The organism is Sphingomonas sp. TDK1 (assembly GCF_001650735.1).
Classification (GTDB): domain Bacteria; phylum Pseudomonadota; class Alphaproteobacteria; order Sphingomonadales; family Sphingomonadaceae; genus Sphingomonas.
Window position 1 is genome coordinate 46,191 of record NZ_LXVY01000028.1, and the last position, 18,936, is coordinate 65,126.

12 protein-coding genes and 2 pseudogenes are annotated in these 18,936 nt (G+C 61.5%); 2 read left to right on the plus strand and 12 right to left on the minus strand.

The features are described from left to right. The 4 genes and pseudogenes from A7X12_RS25970 to glf all read right to left on the minus strand — a co-directional run. Nucleotides 1-1,080 (minus strand): annotated as a pseudogene (locus A7X12_RS25970) (hypothetical protein); the annotation flags it as partial. Nucleotides 1,081-1,401: 321 nt separating this feature from the next. Further along, nucleotides 1,402-2,706, minus strand: a complete 1,305-nt coding sequence (gene pncB / locus A7X12_RS15590) for a nicotinate phosphoribosyltransferase (RefSeq protein WP_036527766.1) — start codon at nucleotides 2,704-2,706, stop codon at nucleotides 1,402-1,404. Between the two features lie 61 nt (nucleotides 2,707-2,767). Then, nucleotides 2,768-4,381: an MFS transporter gene (locus tag A7X12_RS15595; RefSeq protein WP_051586982.1), complete on the minus strand. Its 1,614-nt coding sequence runs from the start codon at nucleotides 4,379-4,381 to the stop codon at nucleotides 2,768-2,770. 72 nt (nucleotides 4,382-4,453) lie between these two features. Next, on the minus strand, nucleotides 4,454-6,829 hold the full coding sequence (glf, locus tag A7X12_RS15600) for a UDP-galactopyranose mutase (RefSeq protein WP_228168186.1): 2,376 nt from the start codon (nucleotides 6,827-6,829) through the stop codon (nucleotides 4,454-4,456). Between the two features lie 163 nt (nucleotides 6,830-6,992). Here glf and A7X12_RS15605 point away from each other — a divergent pair, with 163 nt between their 5' ends. Continuing rightward, nucleotides 6,993-9,194: a family 1 glycosylhydrolase gene (locus A7X12_RS15605; RefSeq protein WP_036527622.1), complete on the plus strand. Its 2,202-nt coding sequence runs from the start codon at nucleotides 6,993-6,995 to the stop codon at nucleotides 9,192-9,194. A 53-nt stretch (nucleotides 9,195-9,247) separates the two neighbouring features. Here A7X12_RS15605 and A7X12_RS15610 read toward each other — a convergent pair whose 3' ends face one another. The 8 genes from A7X12_RS15610 to A7X12_RS15645 all read right to left on the minus strand — a co-directional run bounded on the left by A7X12_RS15610 (nucleotide 9,248) and on the right by A7X12_RS15645 (nucleotide 18,239). Next, nucleotides 9,248-10,528: a hypothetical protein gene (locus A7X12_RS15610; protein WP_036527620.1), complete on the minus strand. Its 1,281-nt coding sequence runs from the start codon at nucleotides 10,526-10,528 to the stop codon at nucleotides 9,248-9,250. Nucleotides 10,529-10,660: 132 nt separating this feature from the next. Further along, entirely contained in the window at nucleotides 10,661-13,231 is a 2,571-nt protein-coding gene (locus A7X12_RS15615) for a TonB-dependent receptor (RefSeq protein WP_081799111.1), read from the minus strand. Between the two features lie 80 nt (nucleotides 13,232-13,311). After that, nucleotides 13,312-13,719 carry a hypothetical protein gene (locus A7X12_RS15620; protein ID WP_155986352.1) on the minus strand — a complete coding sequence of 136 codons (408 nt, stop codon included), beginning with the start codon at nucleotides 13,717-13,719 and terminating at the stop codon, nucleotides 13,312-13,314. Continuing rightward, nucleotides 13,701-14,150: a FecR domain-containing protein gene (locus A7X12_RS15625; protein ID WP_036527613.1), complete on the minus strand. Its 450-nt coding sequence runs from the start codon at nucleotides 14,148-14,150 to the stop codon at nucleotides 13,701-13,703. The genes A7X12_RS15620 and A7X12_RS15625 overlap by 19 nt, the downstream gene beginning before the upstream one ends. A 2-nt stretch (nucleotides 14,151-14,152) precedes the next feature. Further along, nucleotides 14,153-14,680, minus strand: a complete 528-nt coding sequence (locus A7X12_RS15630; protein WP_198162047.1) for an RNA polymerase sigma factor — start codon at nucleotides 14,678-14,680, stop codon at nucleotides 14,153-14,155. Between the two features lie 603 nt (nucleotides 14,681-15,283). After that, nucleotides 15,284-16,537 carry a hypothetical protein gene (locus A7X12_RS15635; RefSeq protein ID WP_036527611.1) on the minus strand — a complete coding sequence of 418 codons (1,254 nt, stop codon included), beginning with the start codon at nucleotides 16,535-16,537 and terminating at the stop codon, nucleotides 15,284-15,286. A 321-nt stretch (nucleotides 16,538-16,858) separates the two neighbouring features. Next, complete coding sequence (locus A7X12_RS15640; protein ID WP_036527609.1) at nucleotides 16,859-17,878, minus strand: acyltransferase family protein; 1,020 nt, start codon at nucleotides 17,876-17,878, stop codon at nucleotides 16,859-16,861. Continuing rightward, nucleotides 17,862-18,239 (minus strand): hypothetical protein, encoded by a 378-nt coding sequence (locus A7X12_RS15645; protein ID WP_036527606.1) that lies wholly within the window; start codon nucleotides 18,237-18,239, stop codon nucleotides 17,862-17,864. Before A7X12_RS15645 ends, A7X12_RS15640 begins: the two co-directional genes overlap by 17 nt. Nucleotides 18,240-18,386: 147 nt before the next feature. Between A7X12_RS15645 and A7X12_RS15650 the strand changes: the two are divergent. Further along, nucleotides 18,387-18,707 (plus strand): annotated as a pseudogene (locus A7X12_RS15650) (ATP-binding protein); the annotation flags it as partial. Nucleotides 18,708-18,936: the final 229 nt, after the last annotated feature.

Here is an 18,936-nt window from a genome sequence, read left to right on the forward strand (position 1 = left end):
CCCTTTTGAACGCCGTTTGACAGTCCCCGCCTCACCGGTCACAAGCAACCGATGTTCGTTCGCCAGCCGGCTGACTGGCCGCTTGATGATCCCGGAGACCTTCTCGATTGCTTCATAGAGGTGTTCGACGAAAAATTGGACACGCCGCACCTCGTCGCGATCACCGCCTTGCTGAGTACGCAAGTCCCAGATCGCTGCCGAACAAACACCTAACGTTTCACTCGCCTCATCGAGAGCCCTTACCCACGGATCAAATGGAACTGGATCGGCTGGGCTGATCGACGCCGTCCGGATCAAACTGCTGATCGCCCGAAATCGAACATCCAGGTCCGCAGCTTGCGTCGCGGCGGGGCCACTTGCCAGAATCCTCGCAACGCTATCGGTCGTGCGATGCCGCGCCTCGTCGAGTTCATCAGCGAGGCGCGTCAAACTCTCAATGAAGGCAGGATCACGAGCGATCGCGAGCAGCCCGCGGCGGATCGGGAGTTCAATGTTGAGTTCGGGTGTGTAGCGCGTACCCAGCGCCTTGCGAGTGATCGCGAAGCGCGTTTGAAACCAGTCGGGCGTGAAATGCAGCAGATCGAACCAATAGTGCCGTCGACCCGCGTACTGCGGCTCATTTCGAGAGAAGCGCTCGATGAGCTGGGTCTCATCCCAAAGCTCAATCGTAACGACACGCGGAAGGATTGCGTCGGCGCGAGCTTGCACCCAGCGGTTCCAGCGATCCCTTTCGGAAATCCGATTGCCCACTCGCCCGTCCGATAGGTTGAAGGGTAAGCCGACAATGAAGCGCCCAAGCTGGGGGTGGCGTGCGATCGCTTGGCTTAGCGATTCGGTGAGCTGCGACGCTTCGCTGCTGCCGAACTCGAAGAAATACTTCGCCTGCCAGCCAGTCTCCGATCCATCTGCCTCGACGCGGTAGCATTCGAGGCCAGCGTCAGCCCCAGCGCCCTTACGGTGGAATGGCGCGTCAGGAGCGGTTTCTAACGCGGCGAGTTGACAAATCGCCTCCTCAAAACCGCTATGCTGGCTTCCGTGATGTGGTCGGATGGTGCGAAAATCGATCGTAGGAGACGGCATGGTCGCTCTGATTTTGGAGGTCGCGCCATGCGCGTGTAGATGCATTTTCCGATAGCTTATGCGCAGAGTCGATCCTACCGCGCACTATGGTGCGCGAGCGCGATGTGAATGGTGATTGCCCGGTGATTACCATGCCCGAAACTGAAGGGAAAAATTCCATATTTTCCTATTATAATTCAAGTCGATATACCGGTTCTCGCTCTGAGGTCTGGTACTTCCGGTACCGACGGAAAAGCGTCGGGTAAAAGGAAGGAGGGGGCTGCCCTCCCTCATTCCTGATGGCGCCACGTCCGGTCGCAGACAGCGAACGGAAATCCGCCGCTAAACCACGACCGGCGAGGGGGCATGGCCAGCGGATCCGAAGACCCGCAGATAGCGCTCGATCTCGGCGGGATCGCCGGTCGCCTTGGCGGGATTGTCGGACAGCTTCACCGCCGGACGTCCGTTCGCGCTTGTGACCTTGCAGACGAGGGAAATCGGCTCCAGCCCTTCGTCACCGTCGGGATCGCAGCCGCGAAAATCATTGGTGAGGTTGGTGCCCCAGCCGAAGCTTGTCCGCACACGCCCGTTGAAGTGCCTGTATGTCGCCTCGATCGTATCGACATCCATGCCGTCGGAGAAGATCAGCAGCCTGGTGCGCGGATCGACGCCCTGATCCTGCCACCAGCGGATGATCTGCTCGCCGCCTTCGATGGGCGGGGCGCTGTCGGGGCGGAAGCCGGTCCAGTCCGCAAGCCAGCCGGGCGCATCGCGCAGAAAGGCGGTGGTGCCGAAGGCGTCGGGCAGGGCTATAAGCAGATTGCCGTTATAATGCCGTCGCCACGCCTCCAGCACCTGATAGGGCGCGCGGGCGAGCGATGCATCGTCCCCGGCCAGCGCGGCGGCGACCATGGGCAATTCATGCGCGTTGGTGCCGATGGCCTCCAGATCGCTGTCCATGGCAAGGAGGACGTTAGACGTGCCGATGAAGCGGTCGCTCAACCCTTCCTTCAGCGCCTCGACACACCAGCGCTGCCACAGGAAGCCGTGCCGCCGCCGGGTGCCGAAGTCCGAGAGGACGAGATCGGGCAGCAGCTTCAGCCGCTCCACCTTCTCCCACAGCCTGGTCTTGGCGCGCGCATAGAGGATGTCGAGCGCGAACCTGCCCTTGTTGCGCATGGCCGCGCGCGATTTCAGTTCGTTGAGGATGGCGAGCGCGGGAATCTCCCACATGGTCGTGTGCGTCCATGGACCCTCGAAGCAGAGTTCATACTGACCGTCCACCTTGCGCAGCCGATAGTCGGGCAGGCGGAAATCGGCGAGCCAGGCAATGAATTCCGGGCTGAACATCTGCTGCCGCCCATAGAAGCTGTTGCCGGTCAGCCATATCAGCTCCTTTTTGGCGAAGCGGACCTCCCGCGCATGGTCGAGCTGGGCGCGCAGCTCCTCCTCGTCGATGATGTCGGCGAGACGGACCGAGCGGGTGCGGTTGATGACGGAGAATGTCGCCTCCACATCCGGATGAATGTGCCGGATCATCTGGAGCATGAGGAGCTTGTAGAAATCCGTGTCGAGCAGGCTGCGGACGATAGGGTCGAGCCGGAAATTATGGTTGTAGGTGCGTGTCGCGATGTCAGTGACGGTCATGCTGCGATCCTCCGTGCCATGCGGGTTCGGCCACGTCGCGCCGGCGGGCAGCTTCCCTCCGTCATGCAATCCTGTCGAGCAGATCGTCCAGCGAAGGATCAGGCGGGGGCACCGCATAGCCCGCCTCCAGCACCCATCCCGTGACTTGCCGCCTGGTGCTGAGGCTGAGGCTGCTCCGCAGCCGCTCCTGCAGGCCCTGGATGATCGCCATCTTGCGCTCGCGCAGCTTGATGAGTTCACCGGCGGGGAAGCTCATCGCTTCGCGAAGTCCCGTCACTGAGGAGATGTTGCCGAGGTTGCGGCGGGCAGAGTAGACGATGTGGGACACCACCTCCCTGCGGCCGGTGAAGCCGCTTTCCTGAACGAGGCTCAGGCGATGGAGGGCATAGAGGCCAATCACGGCCGATACGAGGAAGAAGAATTCCCAGTGCGTGAACATGACGCCGAGTTCGGCCGCGCCCTCAGGGCTGGTCCATCGCACGGCAAGGGTGAGCTTGCGCGCGGCGAAGAAGTCGCTGGCCCAGCCGCCGATGATGGGCGCCATGCCGGCGGCGATTGCGCCGATAATGGCGTTGGAGGCGAGATAGCCGGTCGCCGCGCCGCCGGGGCTGAGCTTCAGCACGATATTGCCGGAAGCCAGCCCCACGCCCGCCGCCGCCGCGCCCATGATGATGTGCAGCATGACGAGATAGGCGGACCGGGCTGTCATGCCGTCCACATCGCTGGCAAAGGCCATGGCGACGATGGAGAAGATGAACAGTGGCGTGGCCACGCTCAGCACCGACTTGTTGGAGAAATGATCGCTCAGGCGGCCCCATCCCCGGATGACGGCGAGGTTCGCGATCTGGCTGATGAAGCTGAAGATCAGCACGAACCCCATGCCGAAGCCGAGTTCGCGCACGAAATAGACGGTGAAGAACGGCGTTGCGAGGTTCACGGCGAATTGCCAGCTTGCAAGATAGCGCAGCATCTGCCGGAAGTTCCTGTCGCGCAGCGGCCCGGTCAGCAACCGCCGGATCGGCACATCGTCACTGCCGGGGGGCATACGTGGCTCCGGCACGCGGGCGAGCGCGACCGTGCTGACGAGACCGCAAGCGAAGCCGAAAAGGTAGAGGCCGCAGAAGATGCTGTTGCCGAAAGCCCGGTCCGTCCCAGCCTGCTGGAGCGCGTAGGCTCCGACAATAGTAGCGACCGCGCTAACCGCCGTGCCGAACAGGGTCCGCCGGGCAAAGAAACGCCCAAGCTCCTCCTCCGGCACGAGGTCGCGCATCCAGCTGTTCCAGCTACACGCACCCACCGCGTTGAGGCCGTAGTGCAACAGGGCCGCCGCCATCAGGGATGCGGCGGCGACATTACGGTCGGGGATGAACGGCACGACGGCGTAGATGGGCAGGGCGAGCCGCGCGAGAAAAACACTGATGACGGAGATGCGGCGGCGCGTGCGCAACCGCTCCACCAGCGAAACTGCGGGTGCCTGCAAGATCTGGGTGAACAGGGGGATGGCGGCCAATATGCCGATCTGGACCGTACTCACGCCGACATGCAGCGCGAGCGCAAGGAGCACCACGCCGCTGTTAAGGGCGCCTATGGCGGTGGCGAAGGAGGCGTCGACCAGCAAGGCCCTCAGGCCCTGCTGTACCTCCCGTTCGGACACCTCATCCTGCGGTTCCAGCACGCGTGACGTCCATCTGGCTCGTGAAAGGTCCGGCTCACAACGCGCGAGACGGAAAAGGGAGCCGGATCAATATCATGCGTCGGCAACGACGGTCGTTCCGGCGCGCGCGCCGGTGGCTGCGGGCTGGCGGTCGGCATCCCAGCGCTGCTTCAGGCGGCGATAGGTAGCAAGCGCCTGACCGGCCACCTGATCCATGTTATAATAGCGATAGGTCGCCAGCCGGCCGACAAAGCTCACATCGGGCTGGGCGAGCGCCAGCGCTTCGTAGCGCTTGAACAGCGCCTGGTTCTCGGCGCGTGGAATGGGATAGTAGGGATCGCCCTCACCGCTCGGATATTCATAGGTGATGCTGGTGCGCGGCGCGGTCTGGCCGGTCAAATGCTTATATTCGGTAATGCGGGTGTGCGGAACGTCCTCTGACGGATAGTTCACCACGGCCACGGGCTGAAATTGTTCCTGATCCACCGTTTCGTGCCGGAAGTGCAGGGAGCGGTAGGGAAGCTTGCCGTAGCAATAGCCGAAATATTCGTCGATGGGTCCCGTGAAGACGAGGTGCTGATGCGGATAGGCCTGCCGCACTTCGGTAAAATCGACGCCGAGCAGCAGGTCGATGTTCGGATGGTCGAGCATCCGTTCGAACATATGGGTGAAGCCGTCTCTCGGCATGGCCTGGTAGGTGTCGGTGAAATAACGGTCGTCGGTGTTGGTTCGCGTCGGCACGCGTGAGGTCACCGACTTGTCCAGTTCCGACGGGTCCATTCCCCATTGCTTGCGGGTGTAACCCTGGAAGAAAGTCTCGTAGAGTTCGCGTCCCACCGCCGAGATGACGACATCCTCCGACGTGCGGACGATATCCACGGGCTCTGCGCGGGAGGCCAGGAAGGCGGCGGCCTCCTCCTCCGTCCGCAGATCAAGATGGTAGAGGCTGTTCACCGTCGTGCGGTTGATTGGCATCGGTACCAGGCGGTCGCCGACAGCCGCGAGCACGCGGTGCTCATAGCCACGCCATTCGGTGAACTGCGAGAGATACTCGAAGATGTCGGCCGAATTGGTGTGGAAGATATGGGGGCCATATTGGTGGATGAGGATGCCGGCATCGTCCAGTCGGTCATAGGCGTTGCCGGCGACGTGCGGCCGCTTGTCCACGACCAGCACCCGCTTGCCCGCGTCGCGTGCGAGCCGTTCCGCCATGATCGCGCCGGCAAAGCCTGCCCCGACGACCATGACGTCATAGGATTGCGGGCGGTCTCCGTCTGCGCCAATAGGCGACACCACGGGATAGACGTGGCTGCTGCGTTGCACCGCTTCGTCAATGAGGTTGCTCATCGCGCATTGCGTGAGATCCCAGCTCTCCCCTGCGAGCCGCGCGTCGACGGCGGCCAGCCAGCCGTTTGTGCGGGAGAGGGTAAGCGCCGCGTCGCAGGCGGCGACGAAAGCGTCCCGCCCGTCCGCGATGCGCACCGCCTCGACATCGCCATAGCCGCGCACGACGTCACGCACCGGGGTAGAGACGACGGGGCAGCCCGCGGCGAGATATTCGGGTGTCTTCGTGGGACTGATGAAGCGTGTCGCCTCGTTGATGGCGAAGGGCATCAGGGCGACGTCCCAGCCGCGTAGATAGTCGGGCAGTTCGGCATAGCCCTTGCCGCCCAGATAATGGAGGTTGGGGCGGCGGGGCAGGTCGGCGTCGCTGATCTTCACCACTGGCCCCACGATGACGATGGACCATTCGGGCCGCGCGTCCGCCAAACCTTCCAGCAGCGCGAGGTCCATCCGTTCGTCCACGACGCCATAAAAACCGAGGCGCGGGGAGGGGAGCTCCGCCTGATCCTCCGGCTCCGGACCAGCGGCGCGGGCGGTCGAGAAGTGGGTGGCGTCGACGCTGGATGGAAAGGCATGGACCGAAGGATGGCGCGCGGCCTTTGCCTCGTAGAGACTGTGCCCGCCGGTGAAGACGAGGTCGCAGCTGTCGAGCAGCCGCTGCTCAAGCGGGAGAAGCTCTGACGGCGCGCCCTTGAAGTTCGCCAGCTCGTCCATGCAGTCATAGACGATGCAGTCCGCCGCCAGATGGTCGGAGAAGGGCAGCATCATCGGCGTATAGTACCAGCAGATGAGCGGTCGCGCCGGATCGCGGGTGATCGCGCCGTCGAGCAGGGCGCGCAATGTTTCCGTCTCCTCATGCCGGCTGAGGCCGGCGGGGAGGTGCGGGGTGAGGATGGTGACGCCGGAACAGTCGCAGACATGGGTGTCCAACGTCGCACTTGGCGCATCGTGGATCGGCTCTTCCCAAACGATGACCTTCCGGTCCCGGGCGAAGCGGCTCATCAGATGTTGCGGCCGCTGATAGACGAAGTTCCAGCGCAGGTGACTGAAGCAGATGAGCGTGCCGCCGCCCTCCGTCGGGCTGTCGGGGTTGATGGCGTCGACGTCGCTTGGAATGCCGCTCATGTCTGGAACCTTGCTGAATGATGAACATCGGCAACACGCCGTTCATCGCTCCGGTTCCTGTACAAACCGGCCCAAGTTCAAAGAGATAACACAAGATATCAAGTCGAGAGCGGAAACCTGATCCATGTCAGTCGTTCTGGCGAAGGTCTGGGAGATATGTACGATGAAGAGGCATCTGGAATTATGGGGTGGGCCGGAGTGCACCATCAACAGGGTTCGGGATACATATCAGGATCAGTTCGAGCGATGCGGCCACTATGATCGGATCGACGATCTGAATCTATTTGCCGACATCGGCATAACGACGATCCGTTATCCTATATTATGGGAATGCATTGCGCCTGATCGGCCCGGACAGCATCTCTGGCAGGGCGTGGATGCGCGGATCGACCGGCTGCGCGCACATGGCATCGACGTCATTGCCGGGCTTGTCCATCACGGCAGCGGTCCCTCCTACACGCATCTCCTCGACGATGACGGTTTCGCGCGGGGTCTCGCTGATTTCGCGGCCCGCGTTGCGGAGCGCTATTCCTGGATCAACCAGTGGACGCCGGTCAATGAGCCGCTCACCACGGCGCGCTTTTCGGCGCTTTATGGCCATTGGTATCCGCATGTCCGCGACGAGGGCGCGTTCTGGCGCGCGCTCCTCAACCAGATCGACGGAACCCGGCTCGCGATGCAGGCCATTCGCAGGGTCAATCCCGCCGCGCGGCTCGTTCAGACGGAGGATCTCGGCCGCACCTTCGCCACTGCCGAGTTGCGCGAGCAGGCTGCGTTCGAGAATATCCGGCGCTGGGCGACATGGGACCTGCTGTTCGGGCGCGTACGGCGCGGTCATCCGCTGTGGCGGCGCATGGCCGCGCACGGGCTGGAGCACAGGCTGGAGGCCATTGCGGCCGATCCCTGTCCGCCAGACATCATCGGCATCAACCATTATCTGACCAGCGAGCGGTTCCTCGACCATCGCATGCAGCGCTATCCCGCCCATGCGCATGGCGGCAATGACGGGCAGCGCTATGCCGATGTCGAGGCGATCCGGGTGCTGGAGCCGCCCCCGCCCGGTCTGAGGGGCGTGATAGAGGAGGCGTGGGACCGCTATGCGACCCCGATCGCGGTCACCGAAGTCCATAATGGCTGCACGCGCGAGGAGCAGCTGCGCTGGCTGGCGGAGGCGTGGGATTGCGCCGAGGATCTGCGCAATGAGGGCGTGGACGTGCGAGCGATCACGCTCTGGTCGCTGCTCGGCAGTAGCGGATGGAACACGCTGCTGACCGCCCCCGGCATCTATGAGCCGGGCATATTCGACGTCAGTAGCGGAACGCCGCGCGCGACCGCTCTCGCAGCGCTCGGCACGGCTCTGGCCACTGGCGCTGCACGGCATCCGCTTGCAGCGCAGCCGGGCTGGTGGCGTCGGCCGATCCGGCTTGAATATCCCGCCGTCCGCCGTCCTGCCCCGGCCGTGCAGCACCGGGCGGACAGTTGCAGGGAGCGTGCGCCCATGGGTCGGCCCCTCCTGATCATGGGCGCGACAGGAACCCTGGGGCAAGCGTTCGCGCGGGCCTGTACGCTCCGCAACATACCGCATGTGCTGACGGCGCGGCACGCGCTCGACATCACCAGCGAGGCCAGCATCGGGGCTGCGCTGGACCGGCACGATCCCTGGGCAGTGGTGAACGCCGCCGGCTGGGTACGGGTCGACGAGGCGGAAAGCCATGCCGCCCGTTGTTTTGCGGCGAACAGCGACGGCCCGGTCCGCCTTGCGCGGATGGCGGAGGAGCGGGGGCTTGCCACCCTCAATGTCTCAAGCGACCTCGTCTTCGGGGGCAAGGCGGAAGGGGCCTATGTCGAAACCGACGCGCCCGACCCGCGCAACGTCTATGGCGAGAGCAAGGCGCGCATGGAGGAGGGACTTCTCGCCCTGGCGGGGACGCATCTCATCGTTCGCACCGCAGCCTTCTTCTCTCCCCATGACGAGTTCAACTTTGCCGTCGCGGTCGCTCGCGCCCTGACGGCGGGGCAGCCGTTCGAGGCCGCGGCGGACCAGCGGATCACGCCGACCTATGTGCCGCATCTCGTCAGGGTCGCGCTCGACCTCCTGATCGACGGTGAGCAGGGCCTCTGGCACCTCACCAATGAGACGGAGCTATCATGGGCAGAGTTCGCGGAAGCCGTCGCGGACAGCCTGAACCTGCCCCGGCATCTGATCCGCGCCGTGCCGGGCGCCCGCCTGAACCAAATGGCGCCACGCCCCTCCCGCGTACCGCTCGCGACGGGGCGCGGGGCGCACCTGCCGTCTCTTGCGGATGCCCTCGGCGAGTTTGCGCGGCATGAGAAGAGGCAGCAAGCGGTGCGCGAGCTTGCATGACATGCAAACGGCCATGGATCCGAAGACCCATGGCCGCCGAACATTCAGCCGTCTTACATCCAGCCGTCGAGATCGTCGGGGATGTTGCTCAGCGTACCCTTGCCGGTGATGGCGTTCAGATCGAACGGCTGCGCCTCCAGGAAAAATTCCAGCTGGTCACGCGATGTCACAAGCGAATTGATCACGCGGACTTTCAGGCCTTTGAAGTTCGGGCCGTCGATGCGCAGCGCCTTCAGCGTGACTTTCGATCCATGCGGTATCTTCACGAAGCGCGGATAGTTCAGCAGGCGAAAGTCCGGCTGAACGATCTCAAGCTCGACGTCGATCGGGCCAGCATTCGCGATCTCCATCTCGCCTGAGTTTCCGATCAGAAACTCTGACGGCGAATATTTGGTGAACGACATCTTCAGGACCGCGTTCATCACCGTTTGAACATTCTCGCGCGTGCCGAAGAAAGTGTCGCGGAAGAGGCCGACCGTACGACGCTTTTCCAGCGCATCCTTGAAGGCCGCTTCATCCTCTCCCTGCGTCAGGAACAGGGTGGCGACGCGGTGATCCATCCCCGCCGCCTCCTGCTCCAACGCGGTCCCGAGATGAGCGTCCGTAGTCGCCGCGATATAGAGGTTATATTTCAGGGCCACGTCCATCGCGCTGGGGTGGATGAAATCGCTTTGCGCAACCTCAATCCCCGACAGCAGACCCTCTGAAAACATCCGTTCGAGGAACGGCGTCACCACTGCCTCACCAGGGGAGGAGGAGGGGATGGTCGGATGATTCCACTGGCAGATGGCGCCCTGCCGCTTCGCTTCGCGGAACCGTGCTTCCAGATCTTTCTCGTCCGCGCTGGTCCGGTTCCAGTCGACCCGGAGCTGCCCGCCCGTCTGCTTGAAGGTGCTGTAATGGACTTTCCCCGGGTTCAGCGCATTTGCATCCTTGAGGAAGTGACAATTGAAATGCCCGATCGCGCGCGTGATCTCCGACCCGAGCGAGAGTTTCATGCCGCCGAGGCCAAGCATGCCCGAAGAGATGAACGCGCGGCCGATTTCATAGCTGCGGTTCTTGTTGGTGCCGGTGTCGCGGATCTTTGGCGTGATGATGTCATGTTCCGTGAAGGACACGAACTTAAGCCCGTCATGCGCCGCTTCTGCGAGGCGAAGCGTCGGCCAGGCCGAGCCGTCCGAGAATACGGTGTGCAGGTGCAGGTCGCCGGCGAAAATATGATGTCCGTCCTTCGTATCGGGGAAGATCAGACGCGCGGGCGACGGCGGCCGCTGATCGGATTGCGTCACGAACTCGGCGGAAGCTTCTCCGGCGGTGAACAGCCCTGCGAGCATAGCGAGAGCGGAAACCATTGCGCGGAAGTTTCTATGCTTAACCATAAGATCTCCTGATGAAGGTGGTGTTTGATGAATGGGCTTTGATATCGGTCGTGAAATCAGATTCACCGCACCCACATTGCGCTGGGTTCAGAACTTGTATCCAAGCGTGATGCCATAGGTGCGCGGGGCCGCCGGGAGGTCGGTGCTGGTCGTGGCGGAGTTGAATCGGGAGAGCGGATAGTATGTGTCGGTCAGGTTGCGGACCCAGGCCGTGGCGGAGATATTGTTCTGATACCGTAGTTCTACGCGCGCATTGCCTATGAAGCGCGACTTGGTCACGGCGAAGTTGTCGATGTCGAAATAATATTTGGACAGATACTGACCGTCGGACGCGAGGATGACATCCATCGTATCCGAGGCATGGATGGTATATTCGAAAGCACCGTTCAGGCTAACGCCCGGTGTGAACGGAAGCCGCGCATCCGCACGACGCAGGCGTTCGACGGGATTGGTCGAGATGACCTTCTTGATCTCATTGCCGAGATAGGCGCCGGAGATTTCCAGCTTCAGATCGTCGGTCGGCCTGATGGTCGCGGACAGTTCCGCGCCCCAGCTCTGGGCGTCGCCCGCATTGACACGCGTGCCGCCGGACAGGACGCCCGCGGCAGTGGTGATCTGCGTGACCGCCGTCGTCTGAATATCCTTGTAGTCGTTGAAGAAGATCGCACCTTCAAGCTGAAGGAAGGCACGGCGGGGAAGGATCTTGAAGCCCAGCTCATAGGACCAGACCGTCTCGGCACCGAACGGCGCGGATTCGAGGTCGTTGCTGGGCGTGGTGGCATCGAAGCCACCGCCCTTATACCCGCGCCTGATGGACGCATAGATCGACGAGGAAGGGCCGAAATTCTTGCTGCCGTAGATACGGCCGGACACCTGGGACTTTCGGATGTTACGATCGAACTTATAGGGCAAAAGCGGGAAGATGGCCGGGAGAAGCGATACGCCATAGGGATCGAGGCCCTGCGTCAGGCCATTGAAGTCGACCTTGTCATGCGTGTAGCGGAGGCCGCCGCCGATCTTGAATCCGGAGTCGAACGCCCAGGTTCCATCCCCGAAGACGCCGAAGCTTGTCCGCTTTTGCGTGTAATCGCCCTGGATGATGCCGCGCGTCGTGTCGAGCATCGTAAAGGTCTGGTCGATGCGAACGTCGTCGTGAAATGCCGTCGCGCCCACGATCCAGCTGAACCGCGACGTGTCGTTCTTCTGGAACCGAATCTCGGCATATTCCTGATCGTCTTTGTCGCCGTAGAGGATATTGATCAAACGGATAGGCACCCCGTCCCCATTGTAGATCGCGAGGTGCGAGACATGGCTGTATCCGCCTGTCAGGACGAAGGTGTAATCGTCACCGACGCTCTGCTGCAGACTGCCGGTGATACCATAGCCGGAAACGTTCAGCTTTGTCGGCACGTCCGAATCGACTTCATATCGCGCGTTCGGGGCGAAGCCGTTCTGGGTGACGTTGCGGCTGGGCTGCAATGCCCCGCCGGTCTGCTTCGTACCGTTGACCTTCAGGAATATTTCGGTCCGGTCGGACGGGTTGATCTCTATGATGGCGCGGCCGGCGATGCTTTCGGATCGTGCGACGTCACGGTTCATGCCGGTAACGGGCAGCGGCGGGATGCCGGCAGGCGGCCTGAAGGTCGCGACGGCATTGGCATTGCCGATGTCCGTCATGTAGCCGTCCGTCCTGGTGTATAGCGCGGCGATACGGGCGCTGACGATCGGCGAGATCGGGCCGCCGACCGCGCCCTCCATGCGGGCCGTGCCGAAGGTCGCCAGTTCGGTGCTGACATAGCCGTTCAGCTTGTCGCCCGGACGGCGGGACAGGATGTTGATCGCACCTGCGGTCGAATTCTGTCCATAGAGGGTTCCCTGCGGCCCCTTCAGGATCTCCACCCGCTCGATATCGAAAAATTGGCCGGTCGCGAGGATGGCCGACCCCTGGTAGATGCCGTCGATGTTGAGCGAAGTTGCAGGATTGCCGTTGGGGCGCAAATCGTCAAAGCCAACGCCGCGGATGGTGAAGGTCGGCATGTCACCACCCGACACCTGCACCGTGGCGAGGACGCCGGGCGTCTGGCTCGCCAGGTCGACAAGGCGGTCGGCGCCGCGATTGCGGAGCTGCTCGCCGCCGAAGGCCGACAGGGCGACGGGGACGTCGACCAGGCGCTGCTCGCGACGCTCCGCCGTGACGATGATGTCCCGATCGCCTTCCGCCGCTTCGCTCTCGTCAGCGTCGGGGCGGGACGTGCCGGCGCCGCCGGCGCTCTGCAGGGCGATCGGCATCGCGCGCGGCGACGCCGTGGCCTGCTGCAGAACGACCATGTCGCCGACCAGGCTGGCGGTGTAGCCCGACTTGGCGAGGAGGCGGGCGATGGCATCGGACGCCTTGTACTTGCCCGATATGCCGGCGCTCATATGGGAGCCGACGTCCCCGGACGAGGCGACGACCTGAAGCCCGGTCGTTGCGGAAAACGCCGACAGGGCGGCGGACAGATTTCCGGGCGGAATGGCGAACTGGAAGCTTTTGGCAAAGCTCCCCGCTTCCGCATGCGCTGAACAGGGCGCCGCCGTGGCGGCAATGGCGATGGCGACGTGCAATGCACGGTGAGAAATGTGAGACCCCATGTCGTATCCCCTTGCGAGCACCATCATGTGCTCTCCTTCGAAAGACGCGGGGATCGCCAAAGCCGGACACTGTTTTTTCAGCCCATAGTCTGGCAGGCAGAATTTTCTTATAATGCCTTGTGGAAGCGCAAGATTCCCTGATCGGCCCGTACATCGAAGCCGTTCGCCTTGCCGATGACGGAGAGGAGTGCGGCCGGCCGATCCGTTCGAAAGCGCCCCATGATCGGGATCGCCGCCAGCGCCGCTGGCGGAGCACTGATGACGATCCCGCCCTGCCGGTTCAGAATTTCGACCAGCGTGCCGAGCGTCATGCCGTCAGTATCGATCCATCCTTCCCGCCAGTCGGGACGGGAGGCGTCGAACGGCTTGGGGCGGTCGACGGTGGTGTCGTGGACGAGGCTCTGCCAACCGGCACGCACAGTGACCGCCTGGGGCGACCCGACCGGCTTCAACAGAACCGCTCCGCGCGCCACGGCGAGACTGGTGCTGGCGGATGTTACGTTAAGGTCGAACACCGTCCCAGCACCTGCGCCTCGGCTCGGCCGGCATGGGCGATGAAGGGGCGGCTGGCATCGTGCGCGATGTCGAACCGCGCTTCCCCTGCGATCAGACGGGCGTAGCGGCCCCGGCTCGTTATGGTGACAGTCAGATGGCTTGCGCCGCTGAGTTGCACGAACGACCCGTCTTCCAGCCGGACGTCACGCCGCTCTCCGGGCTTCGTGCTGAACTCCGCGGCCGTATTGACCGGCGACCGAAAGATGGTGAGGCCGGTGATGGCCAGAACGACCGCGCCGAGGCCGCCCGCTATGGCTGCCTTCCGGCTGGCGCGCATCTTGCGGATATCATCATTGGACAGGCGCCCGCCGTCATGGACGCGCGTTAGCGCTTCCTTGAGCGCCAATTCATCGATGGGGGCGTCGCTTCGCGATAGGCTGTCGTCACGCATGGCTAGATCCTGCTCCAACCGGTCAGTTTCCGCTTGGCGAGACCCTGTCTTATGTCGCTGTGCGCACGGAAGACATGCTTTTCCACCGCCGATTGCCGCATGTCTAGGTCGGTGGCGATAACCGCGGGTGGATGATCGTCCAGTCGACGGCGGAGGAAGATTTCCCGTCTGAGCGGCGGCATGTTCTTCAGGATGGCGACGATCGCCTCCACCCGCTCGCGATGAAGCAAGGCCTCATCAATGCGCGGCATGGGGCAGATAAAATCTTCCTCTATGGGGCAAGTGGCAGGCATGCGCGAAAGACGGCGGAAATGATCGTTGATCAGGTTCTGCGCGACAGAAAAACAAAAAGCCTTGAGATTGGCGATCGTGCCGGTCTGCCGGTACCGGTAGATGCGCAGATATGTCTCCTGCACGATATCTTCTTCGTCATTGCCATTGCGCAGTCGCCGGGCGACAAAGCGGGTCAACCCATCGCGGATGTCATCTTCCTGGGCCAGCTCATAGCGAGCTCTGACGGTGGTACGCACGATGCACTCCTCAGAATGCGAAATCTGAAGGGAAATGGCGCGCGCATTTACGCTGCACCGCGGTGCGCCGTTAGACCGGGACCATGACGTCTGAGTGACTACGGTCGCAGACCTGCGATGGATGAAGCCTGATGCGTAGACGGCGGTGCCGACTTGCACATCGCGATCTCGCCCTTTGCCAAGCCCCTTTTTATCAGTGTGCGGACTGGCTGATGAACAGCCCCGCTGAACGCACGGTCGGAGGCACCTTCACGCGCGGAAGGCGGTTCTAAGAGTCATATCATCACGGTATCGAAATAAATTGACCATCACCGATCCACGGATCCTGCCTGATGCCTTGGAGATAGAGAAGGCGGACATCGTGCGCTGGACTTCCGGTTGAAAGCCATTTGGAGCGCTAAGCCATGGCGCGCAAGCTGGGTGCATTACCCGCAGCGCGCAGGCCGTATAGCGCCGCTGCCCTTATCGCTGTTCGACATTTTCGTATGAACCGTGGATCCGGGACCATGCGGCTTCCAGCGTTGAGACCGTCCCATGGTCGGCTGACAAGATGCAAGGACCAATGATGACATCCACATCGCATCTCATTGTCAGAGCGGACGGTCAGGACGCATCCACTTGTTCGGCCTCGTTGCGGGTGGGGTTTCTATCGGAGGGAAGCGGAGACTTTGGCTCCACAGCGATGCCGAGAGCGGAAAGGATCATGGCCCGCACAGCAGTACTCTGGATGACTTCCCTCGAAGCGTCGCTCGCCTCTCCCGGCCGGTGCCAAAGGAGGATGCCGCGGGGCTGGTGATATCCCGTGCCGACGTCGCGCTTGAATCGCTTGATCCCGGCCTCCGCAAAGGAAATCCTCTCCTTCACGCCGCCGCCGGAGGGGCGTTCCACATAATTGTCCATGCCTTCCGGCGGCTGCGCCAATCCGAAATTCAGGGTCCTGTTTACAAGGTTGACCTTGTAACAGAGGCGTCTTCCTCCGGCGAATGTCGCAGCTTCCACCAGCGACGCGAAACGCCCCGCATCCTCCGGCGTGTCGAACTCGAAATTGAAATCCGGGTGCATTGCGAGGTTCGAACGATAATCTCCGCTAAACCCGATTGCCCGGACGAAGGCTGGAACGTCGATGATGCGGGCCTGATCGCCGCCGGAGCGGAAAACGGCTTCCTGTCCCATGCTGCTCGCGACGATCAAGGTTCCATCAGTCCGGGTGATATAGTCAAGCAGATAACCTAGCTGATAATCCGCGACATCCATCGCCCGCTGTATATTCTTCGCCTTCAACCTGTCTTCATCGGAGGTCAAAGTGTATTGGAATTCCTCCGGGAAAGCATGCTTCCAATATCGATGCATCATGCCCGCGACATGATTGGTGAAGAACGTCGTGAACTCCGGTTTGGTCCGATGCAGAAGATGCTTAAAGACATCAAAGGCGATCGGCGCCTGCATGATCGAGCGACGCGACTTGTAAAGTGGATTGATCTTTTCAAGAATGACCTGCCGCGCGAGAGCGAGAACGGTCGACAAAGACAAGCCGATCCGAACCAGGCCGAGCATCAGTGTTGCGAGCTCTCTGCTCGGTTTCACGTCGGAGACGATCCCCCCATCCAGTGCTGTCTGGCGAAGGTTGAGCATCTGGAACGGCCTGCATTCGGGCGGGATCGTGCCCGGCTGCGGCGCGAAAGTGTCGGGGATGTAGAAGGCGTACGCGTCGTCGGGCGGGGGAGGATAGGATTGCAGGCTTGCAAAAACACCGACCCGCTTCCCGGCTTTGGCGGCGGTCTCCCACACAGGCGGGAATTCGCTCGCTCTCGTCAGATCCTGATTAAGGAACTCAATTCCATGGCTGCGATTGTCCACCCCCCGATGCAATGTCGGCCACGTTACCCAGGGATGAAGTTCCCCCACATCTGTCGTAACAGTGGTGTAGGATCTCGACATGCCTAAAATATTCGCGAAGTTCCCATGAGGATTTCTTCCAATGTACCAATCAACAACTTGCCAGGATACCTCATTTAGCTCGTATAGAATGACGGGCGTTCCTGTAACAGGTACATCAAAATTCCCGTCTGTCATGAGACGCGTACCTTCTGCCAAGGTGCATTCATGTTCTTTGTATCAAAAGAAAAACATCTCAGCAATCATTTGTTAAATTTGGTCGCATTTCACTTAATTCCTGCCCTAGCTTGCCGGGAGAGTATGGCTTCGGACGGAAGGAATAACTTTCGATTTCAGGGAGGTTGATGCCAATGCGAACTCCCTCGCCGTTCGGACTGCCGCCTCCCACCCAATCCACAGAACGACGCTTGCCGACATTCCGAATAGCCACATGCCGAACCCACCTTGGGCGGTGACATGCATGATGTCCTCGTAAATCTCGAAGAAGAAGCGGTGCCAGAGAAAGATATGGAGGTTTGCCATGGCGACGATCGTGATGAGCTTGTGCAGGATGGCGGGGACTGCGATGTCCCTTACAAAGAGGAAAATAAGGGTCCCCGCAATGAGGCAGTAGGCAGGTAGTTTGGCGGCCCCGTAAACGAGGAAGCTGCTGGCAATCGCCAGGGCAGCCATCGCGACCCTGTTTCCTTTCGGAGTCCTTGAGGGATCGGCAAAGAAGTAGAAGCACCAGCCGAGGCAAAAATTCCAGAACCGGGAGTAGGGCAGTGTAGGATGGTCCAGACCATCTGAATAGTTGTCCAGATAAAATCGTAGCAACACGGATGCGACAAACAGCAAAACGACGGAATAAGGGAGTAGCTTCCGACCGAAATTCCGGATGAGACCGATGTAGGACAGGATGTAGACGACGATCAGGATCTGCATCATGACCTGCGGATACCAGGTCGGAAACTTGGATATTCGACCGTCCGTGAAGAGGTTTCGGATAAACAATAATTCTAAAACATCGAATTTACGTAAGATGATGAAGAAGAATAAGACCATGAAGAAGCTGGGTAGCAGGATGGATCGCCCGAAGCCGATCAATCGATGCCGCATCTGTGGGAGCGAGGGAGCGTCAAGCACGAACTTCGCAAAAAAATAGCCGGAGAGCGCCATCAGGACGCTCATGCCACCCGAGAAGTTAAATCCCAAAACCTGGTCGATATCGGGGTTGGCATGGTTCAGCGCCACGAGGGATATCGCCGCCGCACGCAGGACGACTCCTGCCTCCATGCGCCGCGTCTTAAACATGGGCGACATGTTTGAGTTCCTCCAGTTCGGCAAGCGAGAGTTGATCCCAGCGCGGGGGGATGAAGCCGAGATATCCTTCCAGTGCGATGCTGGCATTAACGAACGAGAGCGAGTCCGTTGAGATGTCGATAAACCTTGTCTCTCGCCCGATCCTATCTGGGCTCTCCGTGCCAAACTCCTCGAAGATTTCGAAGATGCTGGTGGCCGCGACGTCGAGAAGGAGAATGTCCGCGCAATGGTGCGCAATCCGTCGCGAGGCGAGGCCCAGGAAGGCGGTTAGCTTACGGAGGCTGAACGGTTCGTTGTTGAACCCTTCGAACATCGCCTCGAATGACGGCGCTTTTTCGCGGGATGGCGCGAGACCGTCCATCGCCTTAAAATCATATTTGCCGTTCGACAGGCGCGGCAGGGCTTGGACCTGAACAACGGTGCATGCATGGGGGGGCAGGTGGATCTCGCCCTGCAGAACCTGATCAATGATGGCGAGTTCATCAGTCCGTGCCGTGGTCAGCGTGGTCTGGTGACACGCCTCGAAGAGGAGACCCGGATCGGCAAAGGCGGGACCCTGGCGGCGCAGCTGTCGCGGCTCGACCTGATCGTTCTCGACGAGCTCGGTTATCTGCCGTTCGCCCGCTCGGGAGGGCAGTTGCTGTTCCACCTCATCAGCAAGCTTTATGAGCGGACCAGCGTCATCATCACCACGAACCTCGCCTTCGGCGAATGGCCGACCGTGTTCGGCGATCCCAAGATGACCACGGCGCTGCTCGACCGCGTCACCCACCACTGCGATATCGTCGAGACGGGCAACGACAGCTGGCGCTTCAAAAACCGCAGCTGACAGCCACCTTCGGCGCCTTCAAAAATCTATCTTGCGCTGCGCGCGCCTCCGGTCGGGCTACGCCCGCCCTCCGCCGCACGCAGCGCAAGGCCATCTTCAACAAACCAGCATCATATTATCTGAAAAGGGGGTCCCTCTTCGACGCCGATCGGGGGTCCCTTTTGAACGCCGTTTGACAAGCAAGCCGGCTGCGAGCGGCTCTATTCCTGCACAGCGACATCGCAGTTGA